Raw genomic sequence first — 21796 nt, 5'->3', positions numbered from 1 at the left:
AGTAGCTGATGAATTTTCAGGATGTTATATTAAAACTTCAGAATTTTTGGGCGGACTACGGATGTGCTGTTGTTCAGCCGATGGATATTGAATGTGGGGCTGGTACATTCAATCCTTCAACTTTTTTTCGGGTTATTGGGCCGGAGCCTTGGAAAACGGCATATGTCGAACCTTCACGAAGGCCTACAGATGGCCGTTATGGTGAGAATCCCAATCGCTTGCAGCATTACTATCAATTTCAAGTCATTCTGAAGCCTTCTCCTGATAACGTTCAGGAACTCTACCTTCAAAGCTTAGCCACTTTGGGAATTGATGCAAAGGCGCACGATATCAGATTTGTCGAAGATGATTGGGAGTCTCCGACATTAGGAGCATGGGGACTTGGCTGGGAAGTTTGGCTTAATGGCATGGAAGTAACACAGTTTACATATTTTCAGCAGGTTGGAGGTATTGACCTCAAACCCGTATCAGTTGAAATCACGTATGGCTTAGAACGTATTTCGATGTACTTACAGGAAAAAGAATCAGTATATGACCTGAAGTGGAATGATACCATTACTTACGGACATGTGTTTCACCAGAATGAAATAGAGATGTCCAAGTATAATTTTGAACTTTCCAACGCAGATATGTTATTTGATCTCTTTAATAAGTTTGAAGCAGAATGCCTGAACTTATGCGAAGAAGGACTTCCTTGGCCTGCTTACGATTGTTGTCTCAAGTGTTCACACTCTTTCAATATGCTTGATGCGCGTGGGGCCATTTCCATCACGGAACGCGCAACCTACATTGGACGTGTACGAAACTTAGCATCACAAATAGCCCGTCTTTATGCTGATCAGCGTCAAGAAATGGGATACCCCATGTTGGGAAAATAAGCGTTACAGATTAGAATCAGAGAAAAAAAGAGAATAAGCATGGCCGAATTCATATTGGAAATCGGAACCGAGGAAATGCCTGCCCGGTTTGTCCCCCGGTTGGCATCTGAGTTAAAAGAAAGTTTTGTCAAACTCCTTGATGAAGCAATGGTGCACCATAATGGTGTTTCAACCTATGCAACTCCCAGACGCATTACCGCGCACGTTGTTTCTATTGCTGAGACACAGCGTCGAGAAGAAGAAACCGTTACTGGGCCTCCTGCTCGTATAGCCTTTGATGCAGAGGGTAACCTCACGAAAGCTGGGGGAGGCTTTGCCAAGACACAAGGTGTGGACACAAAGGCTCTTTTTAAAATAGATACAGGAAAAGGGGAGTATCTTGCCGCAAAGAAAACCGTGGGCGGTAGGAAAACCCTTGACGTCTTACCCAGTCTCTGTTTGGAAGCTTTGAATTCACTGACTTTTCCAAAGAAAATGAGTTGGGGAGATTTTAATTTCACCTTTGGTCGTCCCATCCGATGGCTGTTAGCACTTTTTGATGAGACTATCGTTGAATTTTCCGTGGAAAACATGGCTTCCGGACGCGAAACTCGTGGGCATCGAGTTATGGGAGCTGGCCCTTTTGCTATTCAGTCAGCTAAAGACTATTTTGACGTTATCAAGCAGGACTGTAACGTTATCATTGATCCCCAAGACCGCCAGGAAGCTATTGTACGTTGCGGCAATAAGCTTGCACACAAACTTGGTGGGAAAATTGTCTGGGATGATAGTTTATTGGAAGAAGTAGCAAATCTTATTGAGTTCCCCAACCCTCTTATAGGCGATATAGACCGACTCTATTTAGAACTCCCTCGGGAAGTTCTTTTGACTTCCATGCAATCACACCAGAAAAGCTTTGGTGTTGAAGATTCTCAAGGGAATCTCCTGCCCTATTTTTTAACGACGCTCAATCTTGAACCAACGAATATAGCTCTTGTGAAAAAAGGGTGGGAAAGGGTTCTCAAGGCTCGTTTGGAAGATGCCCGTTTTTTCTGGGAAGCAGATTGCAAAGTGGATTTTCAAACGTGGCTTGATAAACTTGAAAATGTGGTTTTTCTCGGCCCCCTTGGATCTGTTGGTGATAAATCCCGACGCATGGAAAAGCTCTGTGGAAAATTGGCTGAGGTTCTTGATCAGTCCAAATCCATTCTCCCTGGAGAAATAGAAAAATATCGAGCAGCTGGACGTTTGGCCAAAGCTGACCTTGTTTCTGAAATGGTCATAGAGTTTGATTCCCTGCAGGGAAAAATGGGGGGGATTTACGCGGAGCGTTCGGGGAAAGGGGAAATAGTTTCAAAGGGAATATATGAGCACTATCTCCCTGCTGGCCCAGATACTTCAGTTCCCCCAAGCTTATCGGGTGCACTTGTTTCCATCGCAGATAAGATGGATACTCTTGTTGGATGCTTTGGGCTAGGAAAAAGCCCCAAAGGAGCCAATGATCCTTATGCCTTACGTCGATGTGCAATTGGTATTGCACGAATTATCATGGATCATAATTTGGACATAGATCTGGAAGCATTCCTCAAAATATCCCAAGCTGCTTATGGGAAAAATATAAAATGGAAAGTAACTCCTGATGAATCAGTGAATAATCTTGTTTCTTTCTTTGAACAGCGCCTTCGCGCATTCTTTATTGGTCAAGGATTCGACTCTAGAGCAGTGAATGCTGCACTAGGAGCAGGATTTAATGATATATGCACGCTTAAAGCACGCCTGGAGGCTTTAGGTGTATTTACTCAAGAGGATGATTTTGAGCAGGCTGTTTTGACATTCAAAAGAGCAGCTAATATCATTCGAAAACAGGGCGATGAAGCAGGGCAAACCTTAACGGGTTTTTATGATCCTGAATTGTTTGAAGATGAACATGAAAGTAACTTTGGCAATAAGTTGGATGAAATCCTGCCTCACTTTGATGAGTTGTGGCAAGCTGCTGATTTTTCAGGCTTGATGGGGCTTCTCCGGGAGTTGCGCCCCTCGGTTGACAGCTTTTTTGAGAATGTCATGGTTATGTGTGATGATGTTGATATTCGTCTCAACCGACTGAATTTACTGAAGGCACTTGTTAATAAATTGGGGCGGCTTGCCGACTTCAATGCGTTACAAGTATAAAAAAGTCTTGACATCAGAGAGAGAGTCCATATAAAAAGCTCTCCCTTTGGGAAGAATAAAAAACAAAAGCTTTTTAATACGATAAAAAATTGATCAGGAGAAATTACTTTGGCTAATCACAAGTCCGCCCTCAAAAGGCACCGTCAGAGCTTGAAGCGTCGCGCCCGTAACCGTATTTCCAAGACACGTATCAAGAACACCGTTAAGGCTGTTCGTGTTGCCATTGAGGAGAAGGACGTTGCAAAAGCTCAAGAGGCCCTGAAAGAAGCGAGCTCCATTCTTGATAGAGCTGCCCGCAAAAAGGTTATTCACGCTCGTCAGGCAGAACGACGTATCTCTCGTCTTCAGACTGCTATCAATAAGATTGAAGCCTAGTTTCATCTGATCGCTGCAGATTATGTAGCCCGCCACACTTTGTGTGGCGGGCTTTTGTGCTGTTTATAAAGGTATTTATTTCCCTTCGCTTGCCAACTCTTGAAGTTGTTCAATATCAAGAATGGTTATTTTCTTCCCATTGATGTCTATTATTCCTTGTTCGGTAAAACGTTTGAAAATACGCGAAAGAGTTTCCTGAATAGTTCCAAGATAAAACGCTATCTGTCCTTTGGGGAGGTCAAGTTTGAAGGTATCAGACTCTTGCGACGATCGTAGGAGAAGAAGGTAGGAAGCGACACGTGAAGGAGCTTCTTTTAAACTGAGATCGTCAATTTTATTGACTAGAATTCGAAGTTTCTGTGATAGCATTGCCATCATTTTCATAGCAAGATCCGGATCAGCTTTGATCATATTTTCAAAGTCCTGGCGGGGGAAAAAAAGCGCTTCACATTCTTCGATAGCTTGAGCGTGAGCGGGAAATGTTCCTCCTTCAAAAACTGGAACTTCACCAAAAGCTTCTCCAGGCCCAAAAATATGGAGAATCTGTTCTTTGCCAGAAGGCGAAGTTCTAAAAATTTTGACTCGCCCTTTGATTGGAGCAAAAAATCCATGGGCAGGAATATCCGCCTCAAAGAGGATTTGCCCTTTCCCATACCGCTTCAGAATAGATATTTCTGCAAGTTTATTAAATTTTTCATCAGGCAATCCCTCGAAAAACATGACAGATTTTACTGCCTCAATTTTATTCATACGTTTGTATCTCCAAAAACAAGTTATACTTCGAATAAGTTGACCTAAGTCATGGCTCTCGTCAAAAAAAATGTTCATCATTCTGACAGAAAGAGAGACAACCATGAGAAGATCCTATTTGGCCATACCGATACTCGCGCTTTTACTTTTAGCTGCCCACGCGCTACGGCAAGCTGATTTTGGTCAGTTCATAGCTCTTGTGATGCTCGTATGCATATTGGGCACACGAAACTCATGGGTCCGATTGGTCTGTATTGCGGTACTTGTCTATGGTGGTGTTTTTTGGGCTCAGACGACAATTGATTATATTCTTTTCAGACAAGCTTTTCATATGCCTTGGGTCAGACTCACTTGTATTATGGGCTCTATTCTCATTGTAAACAGTATTGCTCTGTGGGTGTTAAACAGTGAGGAAAGTCAAAGATTTTTTTCTCAATCCAAACAAACTGAACACATTCGTTTTGCCTCTTTTTTTCTTACAATCTCAGGTCTTGTCCTTGCGAAGTCCATGGCACCCTTTCCGATCCTCCTTATTGACCGATACCTTCCAGGGTGGGGGTGGGTGGAAGTCATGCTTCTTGGATACTACGCACAAGCATTGAGTAGTGCGCTTATATCACCTGAAAAACATATTTTTTATCGTCCTCGTATATGGGGCCTCTTTTCAGTTATCTTTTTTGCACAATTTTTCCTTGGCATTTTGGGTTTTGATCAGATGCTTATGACTGGAGTTCTTCATCTCCCTGTACCAGCATTAATTGTCTCTGGCCCCCTTTATCGAGGTGAAGGCTATTTTATGATCATTCTCTTTATAGTGACTCTTTTATTGGTAGGACCGGCTTGGTGCAGTCATCTTTGTTACATAGGTGCCTGGGATGATCGTATGAGTCGTTTTGGTCCTCGCCCCCAGGCGAGAAGGGGGTTGAAACAGCTTAGTATCATTGGGCGTTTGGTAACCCTAACACTCTCGATAGGAGGTGCTATTCTGTGTCGATCAAAAGGTATTCCCGTTTTAAATATGCTTATATATGCAGCGGCTTTCGGAGGACTTGGAATTTGTCTTATGCTCTTCATTTCAAGGCGAGTAGGCATGATGACTCATTGTACGGCATATTGCCCAATGGGACTGATTGCAGTCATTCTTGGCAAAATATCACTATGGCGTCTTCGAATATCTCCTCAGTGTACAGGGTGTGGGGCATGTATCAAAAAATGTCGTTACAATGCATTGGACAAGGTTCAGATAGAGTTACGGAAACCAGGATATTCATGTACTTTATGCGGTGATTGCGTCTCTGCATGCAAGCATGGGCATATAGGATATCGGTTGCCTTTTTTATCTGAAAAAAAAGCGAGAGAAATTTTCATAGTTTTGGTTGTCAGCTTACATGCCATTTTTTTAGGCGTAGCAAGAATCTAAATTTATAAATAAGATGAGGTGGTATTATGACTATTATACGGAAAATGATTAGTATTGATGAGAACTTATGCAATGGCTGTGGAGAGTGTGTGCCTTCTTGTGCAGAAGGGGCCTTGGCCATAATTGATGGTAAGGCTCGATTAGTGAGTGACGTCTATTGTGATGGCCTTGGAGCTTGTCTTGGTGAATGTCCCACAGGTGCGCTTAAGGTCGTCGTCAGGGAAGCAGATGATTTTGACCCTCACGCGGTATCTGACCTGCTGAAATCACAAGGAAGAAGTATACCAGAGCACATGCCAACCCCACAGAGCCTGCGAATTGAAAACCATCCAACTCCTCAGCCGAGACAGGGATGTCCGGGTGCCGCTCTGCACACGATGACACCATGCGGTCAAGCCAATATTCCTACGTCCTCACCAAGCACACCATCTGCTTTATCCCATTGGCCTGTACAACTTAGGTTGGTTCCCCCCACCGCCCCTTTCCTCCGGGAGGCAGATCTGTTGCTGACAGCTGACTGCGTTCCTGTTGCATTTCCAGGGTACCATAGCAGTTTCTTGCCAGGTAAAGTCGTTCTCATGGGATGCCCGAAGTTTGATAATAAAAATGAATATATTGAAAAATTAGCAGCTATTATTAGAGAAAACAGACTGAATTCTATTACCATAATGGAAATGGAAGTTCCCTGTTGTTCGTCAATGAGTATAATTCTTACAGAAGCAATTAAAAGGGTAGGAGTTGCAGTAAAAACAACTCGTATCATTATCTCTCGCGACGGTAAGATTTTGGAAACAACCCCTGTGAAGGTTGAAATTTAAGGAGCCTACGATGAAGAAAATCGAATTGTTTGAAAAGCATGGATTTAAGGACTCAAATTTTTCCAATTACCTTGTACATGAATCTGAATATATGAAGGTGATTAATTTCAACTTCAAAGCTGGTCAAACGTTACCTGTGCATTCTCATGACCTTGAAGGGGAGTTGACATTGACCATCCTCGAAGGAGAAGGTGAATTCTTGGCTGCCGATGGAGCAAGTATGCCGGCTCATGTAGGAGATGTGCTTATTTCAGAGATATCAGAACCCCATGGCGTCAAGGCAAAGACAGACTTGCGTGTACTGGTAATGATCACACCTCCAATTTAAACTGAATAGAGTCACTACCACCTGTGTCCCAACTTGTAGCGAACTCAACAAGTTGGGACACTTCGTTTATAATCATAGGAAAGGAAACCATGGAAAAACTTCCTCCCAAAAAAGCACTCCCCAAAGGCGTTTTAGCTCAAAGAGAGAACGGACTGTATTCATTTTCTCCCCGTACACCACTCGGTCAGATTTCAGCTGAATACTTGAATATCATTAATACAGTCGTGCAAGAATACAACTTGCCAAGTGTGCGACTAACAGCTGGGCAAAAACTTAAAATTCAAGGGATACCTGAAGGCTGTGTCGACGAAGTTATCGAACGCCTTGGGCCTATTGGAGAATTTAGTAAATGCTATGTCCAGACTTGCCCCGGCAAAACCACATGTAGACTTGGTATGCAGGATTCCATGAGTATGGCTGACAAACTCGAAAAACTTTTAAATACAATAGAGTTGCCTTGGAAATTCAAAGCAGGAGTTTCTGGTTGCTCCATGTCATGTTCTGAAAGTTACGTTCGTGACCTCGGGCTTGTGGGAAAGAAAAAAGGATGGACAATTCTCTTTGGTGGAAATGCTGGAAAAAGAGTTCGTATCGGGGATATCTTAATTGAAGATGTTGGCGAAGAAAGAGCCTTTGAAGTTATTTGTAAAACTCTTGATTTTTATTGTGAAAAAACAAAAAAAAGAGAGCGCACGGCGCGATTTGTCGAACGAGTTGGCTTAGAAGCGATCAGGGATGCTGTCTTTTCTTCCTGATCTCAATTATTTCAGGAGTTTTACTATGCAAAAAAATGATACGCCTCAAGGCGCTATCCTGCAACGCGACAAGAAAACCTATGCGATTGTTCCTCGCACTCCCGTCGGACTTGTCTCACCAGAGATACTTGAAGCCTTGGCGCGGGTTGGTCGTAAGTTTGAAGTGCCGATCATGAAGATAACTTCAGGTCAGAGAATCGCACTCGTAGGCCTCGAGGAACACCAGGTGGAAGAAGTTTGGAACGAGCTAAAAATGGATATTGGTCCAGCTGTTGGATTATGTGTTCATTATGTGCAAGCCTGTCCAGGAACTGAAGTGTGCAAGTTCGGCCTCCAAGACTCTCTTGGCTTTGGCCTCGAATTGGAGAAAATGTTTGTCGGCATGGAACTTCCGGCCAAACTAAAAGTTGGAGTCTCTGGGTGTACCATGTGCTGTGCGGAAAGCTACGTTCGGGATATTGGACTGATTGGGAAGAAAAAAGGATGGACAATGGTCATTGGAGGCAATGCCTCAGGCCGCCCTCGAATTGGTGATATTCTGGCAGAGGATCTCTCTCGCTCGGATGCGCTTGAGCTTGTAAATCGATTTCTCATTTACTATCGTGATAATTCAACCAAACGCAATCGATCGTCAATGTTGCTCAAAAAAATTGGGATTGATGGTGTCAAAGCTGCATTGCTTTAAAAAAACAACTTTGAGATTTCGGTATATGGGGCGCTCCAAGAGAGGGGCGCCCTCATTTTTTGCCCATTAAAATCAAAGGAGACAGAGATGCCTCTTGTTGCGCAGACTGTGAAAGATAGGTACTAGTTGGTGGGTTGTGTATTCTTGTTTCAAGGAGAAGAGAATTGAGGATTATTATCATTGGGGCTGGTGAAGTAGGCTACCATATCGCGCAACGACTTGCTGTTGAACACAAGGAAGTGGTCGTCATTGATAAGAGTACAGAAGCTCTAAGAAAATTGGCTGAAGCCTCTGATGTGCAGACTATCCGAGGATCTGGTAGTAGTCCCGCTATTCTTGAAGAAGCCGGCATTGCTCAGGCTGATATATTTCTTGCTGTTACAGATAGTGATGAGATCAATCTCATTGCATGTTTTTTTGCCAATATGCTGGGTGGTGAAAAGGTTACGAAGCTCGCCAGAATTCGTGGGGGAATGTATACAAATTACAAACATCTCCTCATGGCTGAAGGGGCTGGAATCACCAAAATCATTAATCCTGATGAAGAGGTTGTTAATTCGGTTCTTCGTTTGATGAGCGTTCCTGGTGCGGTTGAAATCAACGAATTCGCAGGAGGTAAAATCCGGCTAATTGGGATCAATCTTCCTGATGAGAGTCCTATCTTGGGAGCGAAACTGCTTAATTTGAGAGAGAGAATAGGTGATGACCTCGGAGTGGTGATTGCAGCCCTTGTTCGTGATGACGAATTGATAATACCAAGTGGTCTAGATGAAATTCGAAAAGGTGATATTGTCTACTTTGTGTGTGATATTCTTGATCAAGAAGAAATCCTCGAGCGAATAGGAATATGTGTCGAACCTGTTCGGGAAGTTATGATCATTGGTGGTGGGAATATTGGCTATAAATTGGCAAAAGCTCTCGATAACAAATTTTATCACACACGGATTTTGGAGAATCGTCAAAAACGGTGCAATTTTTTATCAGAAAGGCTCAATCGTCCAATTGTCCTTATGGGAGATTCTACGGATCAAGAAATTTTACGAGAAGAAAATATTCAGGATATGGACATGGTTATCGCTGTAACCGGAGATGAAGAGACTAACATTCTGACTTGTCTTTTAGCAAAAAGCCTTGGAGCCAAAAGAACCATCACACGGGTCAATAATTTTGGGTACATGCCCCTTATCGAACCTATTGGCATTGATTATGTTGTCTGCCCTCGGCAATCTGCGATCAATTCTCTTCTTCATTTTATCCGGAGAGGAAGAATTATATCTTCTGTCAATATTCGAGGTGAAGAGGCGGAAGCTCTTGAGGCCTATGCTTATGAGGGATCACCAATTGTCGGTAAAGCGGTTAAGGATATCAATTTCCCGCGAGGGTGTCTTATTCTGTGCTTTCAGCGTCAAGACGAAGTTCTCATACCTCGAGGAGATACGATTATTCAACCGAAGGATCTTTTGATTATTATTTCGACGAGAAAAAATATTCCAAAAGTTGAAAAAGTCTTAACCACGAAAGTGGAGTTTTTCTAAATGCGCTGGAGATACGTCCTGCATATTATCGGCGCATTGGTGGCTTGCATCGGCATGACGATGTTTTTCCCCCTCCTGTGGGGACTCTATTATGCAGATGGTACAGCTGGCCCACTCGCAGAATCTATGGCGATCACTCTTCTCTGTGGAGTTATTCTCTTTGCCATATTTCGCGACCCAGAGGCATCAAAAGCCTCTTCTGTCATGACGCATCGAGAAGGGATGGCTATTGTCGCCCTAGGGTGGTTTGTTGCTGGAGCCTTTGGAGGACTGCCTTTCTATCTCAGTGGTACTTTCCATTCGATCGTTGATTGTATATTTGAATCATTATCAGGCTTCAGTACAACTGGTTCGTCAGTTCTCACGGATATTGAGGCTATTCCAAGAGGAATTCTTTTTTGGCGGAGTCTCACCCATTGGCTCGGGGGTATGGGTATCATAGTTCTTTCACTTGCTATTCTACCATTTCTTGGTGTTGGTGGAATGCAATTGTATAAAGCAGAAGTGCCAGGACCAGTTCCTGACAAGCTCAAGCCTCGCATTAAGGACACTGCGGTTACCCTCTGGAAAGTCTATGTATTCTTTAGTGTCGTTGAGACTGTATTATTGATGTTCGGTGGCATGGATTTCTTTGACGCTCTCTGTCACACTTTTGGAACCATGGCAACTGGGGGTTTTTCTACAAAGAACACTTCAGTAGCAGCTTTTAATAGTGCCTATATTGATTATGTCATAACAATTTTCATGTTTATTGCCGGTATCAATTTTACTCTCCACTACATGCTTATGAAATGGCGTCCAATGTCTATGCTCAAAGACCCTGAGTTTAGGGTATTTTCGTGCATGGTTATTCTTTTTACCGGAGTTGTTGCCGTTGCATGTTATTCCGCAGGGAATTATGAGACTGTATCGGACTCTATAAGATACACCTCTTTCCAAGTGGCATCTATCCTGACCACAACCGGCTTTGCCACGGCCGATTATGAACTCTGGCCAGGCATTACCCAAGCTATATTGCTTTTTTGTATGTTTGTCGGAGGCTGTGCAGGATCAACCGGCGGAGGTATGAAAGTCATGCGCATCATGTTATTGATAAAGCATTCATACAAAGAACTCTTTCGTTTAATTCATCCTCGTTCAGTCAATCGAGTAAAGCTTGGGCAAACAGTAGTGCAAGATGATGTTCTCAGTGGAGTTTGGGGCTTCTTTATTCTCTGGATAGGTTTATTTTTTCTTGCAGCATTTATAATAGCTGGGACTGGGGTTGACGTCGTTACTTCCTTTGCGGCTTCATTGGCTTGTATCGGCAATATCGGCCCCGGAATAGGAGGGGTAGGGCCAACTGAAAATTTTGCATGGCTTCCGGATACGGCAAAATGGGTGTTGACCTTTTGCATGGTTCTTGGTCGTTTAGAAATATACACTGTGGTGATTTTATTTGTTCCTGAATTTTGGCGTAAATAAATTATCTCATGCAGAAGTTGAAGAATTGAATTTCTCAGGAATGTACTTTTACACTGAAAACTTTTTAGTATTCATCTAGAGTAAATCTTTTTTTTAAATAACTATTTGTTATAAAAACGAAAAGGGGGATATTATTCCCCCTTTTCTTACTTTGTTCGCCAATGAATCGATAACATTTTAATCGGTTCTGAAATGACATCCTTTGGTCTTTTTATTACGAAGTGCTGAGAGTGTAACAATATATGCAGCTTGTGAACCATGAAAGAGGTCAATGATGGGTTTGCTTAGAGCAGTCTCTTTATAAAAATCCTGAAGATCTTTAGTCAGTTTACTCAAATCAGAAAAGGCACGAGTCAAACGAGCTTTTGTTCTGGATACACCGACATAATTCCACATCGTGTTACGAATATTAGCCCAATCCTGAGCGACAAGAGCAGGATCTTCATTTGGTTTATCACCACCTGGTACCCAATCAGGAATTGCGTCATTGAGCTTACGGCTTTGTTTTGAACTTTTTGTCAATCTCTTAGCAATATCTTCACCAGCGCTATATCCCCAAAGCATACCTTCCAAAAGAGATGTACTTGCCAGCCGATTCGCCCCGTGAATTCCTGTACAACTGCATTCACCAGCAGCATAAAGATTGTCCAATGTGGTCCGTCCCCGGTTATCCACAAGAATACCTCCACAAAAATAATGTGCAGCAGGAACGACTGGAACAAGATCACGTCGCATATTAATGCCAATAGATCGGCATTTCTCAAATATGGTTGGGAATCGTTTGCTCACGTCATGTTTGACTTGAGCAACATCAAGATAGACACATTCGTCACCAGAATGAAGCATTTCATTCATTATAGCTCGCGTTACAATATCTCGTGGGGCCAAATCGGCACGAGTATCATACCGAGGCATAAAGGCCTCCCTTTGAGCATTCACAAGAACAGCTCCTTCTCCTCGAACTGCTTCAGAAACAAGGAAGCGCCTGTCTCCTTTTTGTGCTCCCCCATAAAGAGCTGTGGGGTGAAACTGTACATATTCACAGTTCATCAAACGAGCTCCGGCTCGATGCGCCATGGCCAGTCCCGAACCTATAGAGCTGATAGTGTTCGTTGTATGCAGGTAAATCTGCCCAATACCGCCAGTTGCGAGGAGAGTATATTTTGAGAGAATAGTTTCGACAGATTGCAATGCTTCGTTGAAGACATACGCTCCAACGCATTGATTAGAAAGACTATAGTTAAAATCAAGATGGTGGGCGTGATGCTGTGTTGTGAGTAAATCAATGGCAGTCCTTTTGGTAAGAACTCTGATATTCGAATGTTCCAAAACTTCTCGGGAAAGAACATCCATGATATTCTTTCCTGTATGGTCATCACAATAAAGGATACGCGCTAAAGAGTGTCCACCTTCTCTTGTTAGGTACCAGTCCCCAGGGACTCGTTGGTTAAAGGGAATTTTATATTTATCCAAAAAAATCTCATGAAGGACTTCTGGACCGCGCCGACAAAGATACCGAACGGCACGAATATAATTATGATTCCAACCTGCCGTAAGAATGTCCTTTTCAAGCAACTTGGGTTCATCTTCATCACTTCGGTAGACAATTCCCCCTTGTGCGAGAGCGGTGTTACCATCTCCGATATTTTCATCAGCAGTGATGAGAATAACATCAAGCCCTTTATCAGCCAACGTCAGAGCAGCTAACGCTCCGGATATCCCGGATCCTATAATGAGAGCATCACAATGAAAGCGTAAATTGTACATTGGGTAAACCCAGTCTTCTAACAATTAAGCGCATACTTTAAGCATACGTTCCAAAGCCCATTTAGCTGGTTCTCTGATTTCTTCGGCAACTGTCACTGGAACTGTTTCATGAATATTTTCCAATAGATTTGCCAGATTATGAATTGTTGTTTTCCCCATGTCATCGCATCGGCTAACAGCAAGTGGCTTGATTGTTTTTTCAGATTTAAATTGCTGTGCCAACCGATTCACCAAGTTTTCCTCAGTCCCGATGTACACAGTTGATCCTGAAGGCGCTTCAGATGCATACTTAATCAGAAAAGTTGTCGACCCATGCCCATCAGATGCAGCAACAACTTCCGGGGCACACTCCGGATGAACAACAATATGCGCATCAGGTTCATTCAATCTGATTGTCTGAATGCTCTTTAAAGTGAATTCTTCATGAATGGGACAATATCCGGGCCAAATGATCAGTTCCTTGTCATCGGCGACTTTGGAATCGACAAAAAGATCAACGACACCTTCTTTTATTCCTTCGGGTTGCACGAGTTGCTTCTCGAGAGGAATGCCCAGTGCATGGGCCGTATTTCGAGCAAGGTGTTTATCTGGAAGAAAAAGAACTGAATCCCCTTGTTCACAGGCCCATTTAAGCATTCTTTCAGCATTGGCGGAGGTGCAGACAGAACCATCAAAGCGGCCAACGACTCCTTTAACGGCAGCAGAGGAATTTACATAGGTTAATGGAATAACCTTTCGCCCATTGCTTTGAAGTATCTCCAACGTTTTTTCAACTCTCTTAGCGTCTGCCATATCCGCCATGGGGCATGTTGCAGTAATATCCGGAATGTAAATTTTCTGCCCGGAACGCTGAAGAATTGCCGCCGATTCTGCCATAAAATAGACACCACAAAAAACAATATGCTCCGCATCGAGACTACTGATACGCCGTGATAATTCGAGCGAATCTCCCCTAATGTCAGTTAGCGCAACAACATCATCTGACTGATAGTGATGACCGAGAATCGCAAGATTATCGCCCATTGCCTCTTTGATTCTATGAATCGTATCGACTGACTTTTCCACGGGTACTCCTATCTAGCCCAAGGGAATGAATTGCATGCTAAAATCGCTTGAAGGCGCTGAATGAGTCAATTTGCCTACTGATATGAAGTCAGGCCCTGATCCGGCAATTTCCCGAATCGTATCGAGAGAAACATTGCCACTAATCTCAGATTCAATAGAGTCAGGGATCAAAGTTAAAGCCTCTTTGGCCGTTTTCGCGTCCATATTATCAAGCATAATTCGTTGGATTTGACATTGGCAAGCTTCTTCAACCTCAGCAAAGGTTCGGCATTCAACTTCAATGGGAGGGCAGGGGGAGTTTGTTCGTAGAAGAGTCTCGACCGCATGCGTAATACTGCCGGCTCGGTCTATATGGTTATCCTTAAGCATGAGCATTTCAGAGAGAGTCATCCGATGATTTTTGGCACCGCCAGCCAAAACAGCGTACTTCTCTGGAAACCTGAGACCTGGAAGTGTTTTCCGAGTATCCAAAAGCTGCACTCCTGTCCCTTCAAGAGCTTCGACATATTGAGCTGTCATATTGGCGATCCCTGACAAATGACATAAAAAATTTAATATGACTCTTTCCGCTTTGAGGATTTGGGTTGCAGGACCTTGCAAAGCCGCAACCATGGTGCCTTCGGAAACAGTTTCTCCGTCATCAACATTGAGATGAACTTGGCAGTCTTCACCACCAAATTCAAGAACCAGAGGGATGATCGGAAGACCTGCAACAACGGTTTTTTGCTTTGCAACAATCAGAGCTTGCGCCATGTCGTTCTCGGAAAAAAGTCCCATTGAAGTGAGGTCTGAACCATCCTCTGCAAGGGCAATACGAATTGTTGCGAGGAGAAACATCCGGGCTTCAGCCTGGAAGAAAGTATCAAAAGTGCTGGTAGACATACCTATTCCTAATTTTCTTAGCTTGATGTTGGCAACTAAAGCACCATATGGCTTTCGTCAAGAGGTAGGTGACTTGATGAAATATTTCACAAATATATAACACTAATCTGGAGTGAAGTCTTTGACCTTAATAGTGAATTGGGCTAGGACTTTTTTCCATGTGTGCAAAAGATATAATAGATCTCGTTGAGGAAAAAGACTTCGAAGGGTTGACTGCTGCCGAGCTTGAAGCTCAGCATCCGGCTGATGCAGCAGAAACCATTGAAGGCCTTGACATTTCTGATCAGGTCAAATTCGTTAAACAGCTTCCGATTAAGGATGCTGCCGAGTCCATCGCCGAGATGGATGATAACGATCAAAAAGCTCTTATTCAGCATTTGAATAGGGGACTTGCTGCACGCATTGTCGAAAGAATGGCGCCGGATGATGCGACTGATCTTTTGGTCGGACTAGACGATGATCTACGGCAGGCTCTTCTTAAACGAGTTCCTGAAGAAGAGCGTGCTGAACTCAAGACTCTTTTGACTTTTGATCCGGATACGGCTGGAGGTGTCATGAACACCGAAGTTGTTATTCTGGATCAAAATTTAGATGCTGATCAAGCCATATCCAAACTTCGAGAGGAAGTAGAAGACAAAGAAATTCCTTATTATGCCTACCTTACGGACTCCAAAGACCGCTTGGTGGGTGTTGTTTCGTTACGAGATTTATTGCTTGCTAAACGAGGTGGCCCGCTCAAGGAATTGGTAAAAACACAAAATCTAATCACTGTCGGGTACAACGTTGATAAAGAGAATGTTGCTCACTTAATTGCTCATTACAATTTACTTGCATTACCTGTCGTTGATTTTGGCAACCGATTGCTCGGTGTCGTTACAGTAGATGATGTCATTGATATCATTCATGAAGAAGCAAGTGAAGACATGCAAACCATGGTTGGTGCCGGAGCAGATGAAACAACAGACTCTCCGGTCGCGTTTTCCGTAAAAAAACGTATTCCTTGGCTAATCCTTAATGTCGTAAACTCCGCTATTGCAGCCTATGTCGTCCATTTATTCGATCAAGAGATAGCTACAATGGCTATTTTAGCAGCTTTAATGCAGATTGTATCCAACCAGGCTGGCAATACGGGACAACAAGCGTTGGCTGTTATGATCAGGCAATTGGCCATGGAGAAATTTGATAGGAAGAAAGCTTGGTACGCAGTTTTTCGTGAAATTAAAATCGGAATCCTGAACAGTATGGTGATTTCCGTACTTGTTTTTATCTGTATCGCCTTTATGACTCATGATTATGCTCTTGCGACTTGTATGGCAGTCGCACTCATTATAGATATGTTAGTAGGCTCATTGTCGGGAGCATCAATACCATTGATATTGAAAGAAATAGGTCGAGATCCAGCTCAGGCATCATCAATATTTTTGACTACGATAACAGATTCAATAGGCTTTTGGAGCTTCCTTGGGCTTGCAGGTATCTTTGTTATTTAACTGATCCCACCCCAAAAGCCTGCCATCTTTGATGGCAGGCTTTTCAGACTGCTGACAAACCCTCGCCTTTTGGCGAGGGTTTTCTTATACTGTTTTTATGCTGAAAACGCCTAAAGACCAACAAGTAAAGATGGAGTTTGTTTCGATCAATGACCTGGTCCCACAAAACCATCTTCTTCGAAAAATTGCCAAAGTCATAGACTTTTCCTTCATCCGCAAACGCACCAAGGAGCTGTACTGCGAAGACAATGGACGACCAGCCATTGACCCGGTAGTGCTCTTCAAAATGCTGTTTATTGGCTACCTGTTCGGAATCCGTAGCGAGCGACAACTCGTGAGAGAGATCGAGGTCAACATGGCTTATCGATGGTTCCTCGGATTTGGCTTGCAGGACAAGATTCCCAATGCCTCGACCCTCAGCCAGAACAGGCGGCGCAGGTTTAATGGAACCAGCGTTGCCCAAGACATTTTTGATGGGATCGTAGTTCAGGCCATGCACAAGAATCTTGTTGGTGGGCATACGCTTTACACCGACTCAACTCATCTCAAGGCCAATGCGAACAAGAATAAATACAAGGAAAAGCAGGTCAGTAAAAGCACAAAATCCTACCTCGGCGAACTCGATGAAGCCGTGGAGGAAGATCGACGTGAGCATGGCAAAAAGCCGCTAAAAGTACGATCTGTCGAGCCTGAAGAAAAGCAGATCAAGCAAAGTACGACCGACCCTGAAAGCGGTTATATGGTCCGAGAAGGTAAGCCCAAAGGCTTCTTTTATCTGGATCATCGCACGGTAGACAGCCGCTGCAACATTATCACCGACAGCCATGTGACCTCGGCGGCCTTGCACGATAGCGTGCCGTATCTGGAAAGGCTAGAAAGGCAGATTGATCGGTTCGATTTTTCAGTGAAAAACGTAGGACTTGATGCCGGATATTTCACACCACATATATGCAAGGCGCTGATAGAAAAAGATATTTATGGCGTCATTGGCTATCGTCGGCCACCTCGTCGCAAAGGAATGCTCCCCAAACGACTGTACCAATACCAGCCTGAAACCGATTGTTATATCTGCCCAGAAGGTCAAAAACTTCACTATGTGACAACGAACCGAGAAGGGTATCGACAGTACGCTTCTTCGCCAGAACAGTGTCAATCCTGTCGACGACTTGGAGAATGTACGACGAGCAGAACTCACAAAAAGACAATCAGTCGGCATGTTTGGCAGAACCATAAAGACTTGATCGATCAGCACCGCCTCAGCGAGTATGGAAAGCGGGTTTACGTCCGGCGAAAAGAGACCGTTGAACGCAGCTTTGCCGATGCGAAAGAATTGCATGGGCATCGCTATGCCCGCTTCCGAGGCTTGTCTAAAGTGCAAGAGCAAAGTCTGCTTTCCTCCGCCTGCCAGAATATGAAGAAAATGGCTATGATGCTGGTTCCAACAGGCATTTTGCATGCAATATTGTCATCATTTTTACGTCATTTCCGCTTAAGAGCCCTTTCAGGTGGTTCTTTCACGACAACAACCCAACAAAACAACCTTTTGGCGACGTGATAAAAAATCGAAGCATGAGAAAACCCCACTTTCAAAAAAAAGTGGGGTTTGTCAGCGATCTGAAAAGCCTGCCATCTTTGATGGCAGGCTTTTTTATGTGGAACAAGCAATATAACATATTATGACTTATGAATAATCAAGATTTTGCAAATGACCGAGAAGGGAGTAGGGCGGCTATTGAAAGTGTTAAGGAAAGCCCAACTCCCATAAAGCTATATATTTTGAAGCCTGTCCATGCTGCCATAATGCCCAATGAGCCCCCAGCTATAATGCCTAAAAGCATCAGCAGTGAATTTATCGGTCGTTTGTTCCACGCAAGGATTGCTACAAACATTGGAGCCACAACACCACAGACATAGATGTCATTTGCTGCAAGCAGAAGAGAAAGAATACTGCCCCCGGATTTGGCAACCCCGAGTGCTCCCAATCCTATTACAAACATGAGCAACCTGCATCGGCCAGTATTGCTTCCACCAATAAGATCATGCTCCAAAACTGTAGCAGCCGTAATCAAGCATGAATCTGCAGAAGAGATGATGGCTGAAAGCAAAGCGAACAAGAGGGCCGTTCCTGCCCATGCGGGCATAGTTGCAGGAACTACTTGTGTTAAGATGGAATCGGCATCAGTTCCACTTGGTGCCAATCCTCGAGCATAAAGGCCAATACAAACTATGCCTATGGCAGAAAGAGTAATGCATATGACAGCGAAGAAAGCGCCGTTTTGAGCTTGCTTTTCGCCTCGAGTAGAAAATAAACGCCCAAAAAGCATAGGACACACGACATAGCTCCCACCCACAATGACCATGAAATAGGTCCATTTTGAAAGAGGAAAAGCGTCATTAACAAATTCCAATTTAATATTCATGAGAGAAACAGAGGACGCATGCCCTGTATAATAAAGAGCGAGCGCTAATCCAACAATAACAAGAAAATATTGGACAAAATCACTTTTGAGAATAGAGTTTTGTCCACCAAGCATCGTATAGGTCGTAATAACAGCGGCACAACAGATAAGAGCAACTGAATAGTCCATACCAGATAAAGCTGTAGCAGCCTTTGCTGCTGCTATATACTGAGCTGCAAGTATTGATGCCCATGCTGGAATAATAATTAAAGCCATCAGCCGTCGAGCTGAGGGTGAAATAAACTTTTCAGCCATATCAGGCAGGGTGTATACACCACTTCGTCTCGTCTTGGCGGCAAGAAATGTGCTGAGTACAAGAAGCCCAACTGCACCGGAGCCAAGCCACCAAAAAGCCGGAGTACCTGAGGAAAAAGCCAGACCAGTCATGCCAATTGTAGCAGAAGCACCTACGCATGAAGCTGTTATGGAAACACCTGTGACAGTTGCTCCACAACGTCGACCTGCCACAGCAAATTCTTCGAAATCCTTTCGCTTGCAGTACTCATAAATCCCCATGCCTATGAAAAAAACAAAATAGAGAGACAGAATATACATTTAATTCCCTTCAACATGTGCATTCGTTGATATTGCATCGAAAATAGCCGTGCCAAGAGTTTTTATTTCATCATGGCTCATTGTATAAGGAGGCATGGTGTATATGAGTTTCCCAAATGGACGCAACCAGACCCCCCTTTTAATAAAAAAACTCTGTAATTTTTCGACATCGACAGTGCTATTTAATTCAACCACACCTATAGCGCCAAGCACTCGAACATCTTTTACAGCAGAAAGTCTACGACAAGGAGTCAAGGCTTCCTTCAGCCAACCTTCAATATTATTGACAAGATCAGCCCAATTAGTTGTTTGTAAAATTTCAAGACTCGCATTCGCAACTGCGCAAGCAAGGGGATTGGCCATAAAGGTCGGGCCATGCATAAAGACACCACCATCACGAGAGATGGTGGCTGCAACTTCATGTGTTGCCAATGTGGCAGCCAAAGTCATAGTGCCACCAGTCAAAGCTTTCCCAACACACATAATATCCGGAATGACATCACTCCATTCGCATGCAAAGAGCTTTCCTGTCCTTCCAAATCCGGTAGCTATTTCATCAAGAATAAGAAGTATTCCAAATTCATTCGCGAGGGCTCGCAATCCAGACAGATACTGTGGATGGTAAAAATACATCCCGCCAGCTCCTTGAACGATAGGTTCAAGAATTATCGCGGCAAGTTCAGCTTCATGTTTACTGATTATCTCTCTGGCTTCATCAAGGCAGGCAGGGAAAAACTCATCATCAAACCCACAAGATGGACGTGATGCAAAGATCTGTTGGGGGAGTAGACTTGAAAAAAGGTGATGCATACCTCCTGTTGGGTCACATACAGACATGGCCCCAGAGGTGTCACCATGGTATCCACCACGTATTGTAAAAAGCTTTGTTCTCTTTTTCTGACCATCCGCCTGCATGTATTGCAATGCCATTTTTATGGCAACTTCTACACTTACCGAACCGGAATCTGCGAGAAAAACATGATCAAGGCCATCCGGTGTCATTTTCTGTAGATTACGACAGAGCTTAATGGCTGGATCATGAGTCAACCCTCCGAACATAACATGCGACATTCTCCCCAGTTGGAAGCGGAGAGCACTTTTGAGCTTAGGATGTCCATAACCATGGATAGCACACCACCATGAGGCCATACCATCAATTAATTCTGCTCCATCTTCCAGTATAATTTTTGTTCCCCGTGTGCCATGGACCTTGACACTCGGTAAAGGATTAAGAGCGGAAGTATATGGGTGCCAGATGTACCTCTGGTCAAAATCCACTTCAGCTTTTACACAGTCAATATCATCTGTTGTTTTTTTTTCTAGTGCTGCAACTATTTTTTTCGTGTGATGAATTATAGATATCGCACGTTTTTCTCTCGTGAAATATGGAATCTCAGCAAGAATGGAGACATCACCATATTCAGCGATCGTCTCAATGTTGTTTTGCCTCAGATAAGCATCATCCTGAACAGGGGAAGTATTTGTCATCACGATACCTGCAAGGGTAAGACCACGTTCACGAATGGCTTTAACTGTCATAAGCGCATGGTTCACGACTCCCAATCGGTTGTCTGCAACCAAAATTACGGGAAGGGCAAGTCGTTCCATAAGATCTAGTAAGGTTTCCCCCTGGCCAAGAGGCACGAGGGCACCGCCAGCGCCTTCAACGAGAACAAGCTGTTTATCTGCAGAAAGTTGTTTTATGTCATAAGTGAGCTTTTCAACATCCAATTCTTCTTCCACCAGTTGAGCCGCAAGATGAGGGGAACAAGCAGGATGGAATTTTCGACAACAAGCATCAGGATAGCCTTTTGGAAAATAGCTTTCAGTAAACTGCGCGTAAGTCTCGACATCTTCTGCAATGAACCCATCAACAGTCTTTCGACATCCTGTTTGAATAGGTTTGATCGCAAGAGCATTATGGCCAGCATCCAAGAAGCAGCGAAGTAGAGCAGCAGTGACATTTGTTTTACCGACACCCGTGTCAGTTCCAGTGATGAAATATCCATTCATATGATGTGTGTTTATCTTCATAGGTTGAAATAGAGAACATTGGAGAAGAAACATACATAGGAGCCAAAGTTTGAGCAAGTTTGTATTTATTCGAGCTGTTTAAACATCTGTTTAAACAGCATATTTTAGAAAACTAATATTTACTGACATCAATTAATACAAAAAACAGATAAAATAGACCGAAAGCTTATCAGTAAGTGAGCAACCCGAAAAATTAAAACCTAAGTGTTTTTGATTTAATTGTTTAATTTAAGACACTTAAACGATTGTCTCATAATGTAAATTATGTAAACTTTAAAAAATAAGCTTATTCGAAACCACGAATCTTATTTAATTTATGACGATTGAGAGTTCTGTTGAGGCCTGATACATTACACTATCAATACAGGATCAATGACCTACTAAC

At 43.4% G+C, this 21796-nt stretch carries 18 protein-coding genes; 12 read left to right on the top strand and 6 right to left on the bottom strand.

Annotated features, from left to right (window positions below; genetic code table 11):
* Positions 1–8: 8 nt before the first annotated feature.
* The 3 genes from glyQ (at position 9) to rpsT (ending at position 3404) form a co-directional block, all read left to right on the top strand.
* A complete protein-coding gene (gene glyQ / locus BN4_RS02450) occupies positions 9–878 on the top strand; it encodes a glycine--tRNA ligase subunit alpha (protein WP_015413762.1) in 870 nt (289 codons plus the stop codon).
* 39 nt (positions 879–917) lie between these two features.
* The gene (gene glyS, locus BN4_RS02445) at positions 918–3029 is read left to right on the top strand and encodes a glycine--tRNA ligase subunit beta (RefSeq protein ID WP_015413761.1); all 2112 of its coding nucleotides are present in this window, start codon (positions 918–920) and stop codon (positions 3027–3029) included.
* A gap of 108 nt (positions 3030–3137) precedes the next feature.
* Entirely contained in the window at positions 3138–3404 is a 267-nt protein-coding gene (gene rpsT / locus BN4_RS02440) for a 30S ribosomal protein S20 (RefSeq protein ID WP_015413760.1), read from the top strand.
* A 75-nt stretch (positions 3405–3479) separates the two neighbouring features.
* Here the strand turns inward: rpsT and BN4_RS02435 are convergent, their stop codons facing one another.
* Positions 3480–4154 (bottom strand): Crp/Fnr family transcriptional regulator, encoded by a 675-nt coding sequence (locus tag BN4_RS02435; RefSeq protein ID WP_015413759.1) that lies wholly within the window; start codon positions 4152–4154, stop codon positions 3480–3482.
* Positions 4155–4257: 103 nt separating this feature from the next.
* Here BN4_RS02435 and BN4_RS02430 point away from each other — a divergent pair, with 103 nt between their 5' ends.
* From BN4_RS02430 to BN4_RS02400, 7 genes are all read left to right on the top strand, one after another.
* Positions 4258–5574, top strand: a complete 1317-nt coding sequence (locus tag BN4_RS02430) for a 4Fe-4S binding protein (protein ID WP_015413758.1) — start codon at positions 4258–4260, stop codon at positions 5572–5574.
* 26 nt (positions 5575–5600) lie between these two features.
* Positions 5601–6392: an ATP-binding protein gene (locus tag BN4_RS02425; protein WP_015413757.1), complete on the top strand. Its 792-nt coding sequence runs from the start codon at positions 5601–5603 to the stop codon at positions 6390–6392.
* Positions 6393–6402: 10 nt separating this feature from the next.
* Entirely contained in the window at positions 6403–6720 is a 318-nt protein-coding gene (locus tag BN4_RS02420; protein WP_015413756.1) for a cupin domain-containing protein, read from the top strand.
* A gap of 89 nt (positions 6721–6809) precedes the next feature.
* Positions 6810–7475, top strand: a complete 666-nt coding sequence (locus BN4_RS02415) for a nitrite/sulfite reductase domain-containing protein (protein WP_015413755.1) — start codon at positions 6810–6812, stop codon at positions 7473–7475.
* A gap of 25 nt (positions 7476–7500) precedes the next feature.
* A complete protein-coding gene (locus BN4_RS02410; protein ID WP_015413754.1) occupies positions 7501–8160 on the top strand; it encodes a nitrite/sulfite reductase domain-containing protein in 660 nt (219 codons plus the stop codon).
* Between the two features lie 164 nt (positions 8161–8324).
* A complete protein-coding gene (gene trkA / locus BN4_RS02405; protein ID WP_015413753.1) occupies positions 8325–9695 on the top strand; it encodes a Trk system potassium transporter TrkA in 1371 nt (456 codons plus the stop codon).
* Positions 9696–11159, top strand: coding sequence for a TrkH family potassium uptake protein (locus tag BN4_RS02400; RefSeq protein WP_015413752.1), 1464 nt, complete (start codon positions 9696–9698; stop codon positions 11157–11159).
* A 177-nt stretch (positions 11160–11336) separates the two neighbouring features.
* Here BN4_RS02400 and nadB read toward each other — a convergent pair whose 3' ends face one another.
* The 3 genes from nadB to nadC are packed head-to-tail and all read right to left on the bottom strand — an operon-like array spanning position 11337 to position 14873.
* The gene (gene nadB, locus BN4_RS02395) at positions 11337–12926 is read right to left on the bottom strand and encodes an L-aspartate oxidase (protein WP_015413751.1); all 1590 of its coding nucleotides are present in this window, start codon (positions 12924–12926) and stop codon (positions 11337–11339) included.
* A gap of 24 nt (positions 12927–12950) precedes the next feature.
* The gene (gene nadA, locus BN4_RS02390) at positions 12951–13991 is read right to left on the bottom strand and encodes a quinolinate synthase NadA (protein WP_015413750.1); all 1041 of its coding nucleotides are present in this window, start codon (positions 13989–13991) and stop codon (positions 12951–12953) included.
* A gap of 12 nt (positions 13992–14003) precedes the next feature.
* On the bottom strand, positions 14004–14873 hold the full coding sequence (nadC, locus tag BN4_RS02385) for a carboxylating nicotinate-nucleotide diphosphorylase (RefSeq protein ID WP_015413749.1): 870 nt from the start codon (positions 14871–14873) through the stop codon (positions 14004–14006).
* Positions 14874–15031: 158 nt separating this feature from the next.
* On the opposite strand from nadC, the gene mgtE reads away from it, so the two are divergent.
* Complete coding sequence (gene mgtE, locus BN4_RS02380; RefSeq protein ID WP_015413748.1) at positions 15032–16363, top strand: magnesium transporter; 1332 nt, start codon at positions 15032–15034, stop codon at positions 16361–16363.
* A 97-nt stretch (positions 16364–16460) separates the two neighbouring features.
* Positions 16461–17918 carry an IS1182 family transposase gene (locus tag BN4_RS02375; RefSeq protein WP_015413747.1) on the top strand — a complete coding sequence of 486 codons (1458 nt, stop codon included), beginning with the start codon at positions 16461–16463 and terminating at the stop codon, positions 17916–17918.
* A 136-nt stretch (positions 17919–18054) separates the two neighbouring features.
* Here BN4_RS02375 and BN4_RS02370 read toward each other — a convergent pair whose 3' ends face one another.
* Complete coding sequence (locus BN4_RS02370; protein WP_015413746.1) at positions 18055–19377, bottom strand: sodium:solute symporter family protein; 1323 nt, start codon at positions 19375–19377, stop codon at positions 18055–18057.
* Positions 19378–21390, bottom strand: a complete 2013-nt coding sequence (bioA, locus tag BN4_RS17450) for an adenosylmethionine--8-amino-7-oxononanoate transaminase (RefSeq protein ID WP_015413745.1) — start codon at positions 21388–21390, stop codon at positions 19378–19380.
* Positions 21391–21796: the final 406 nt, after the last annotated feature.

This window comes from Pseudodesulfovibrio piezophilus C1TLV30 (genome assembly GCF_000341895.1).
In the GTDB taxonomy this organism is placed as follows: domain Bacteria; phylum Desulfobacterota; class Desulfovibrionia; order Desulfovibrionales; family Desulfovibrionaceae; genus Pseudodesulfovibrio; species Pseudodesulfovibrio piezophilus.
This window is presented reverse-complemented; position numbering and strand designations above follow the sequence as displayed.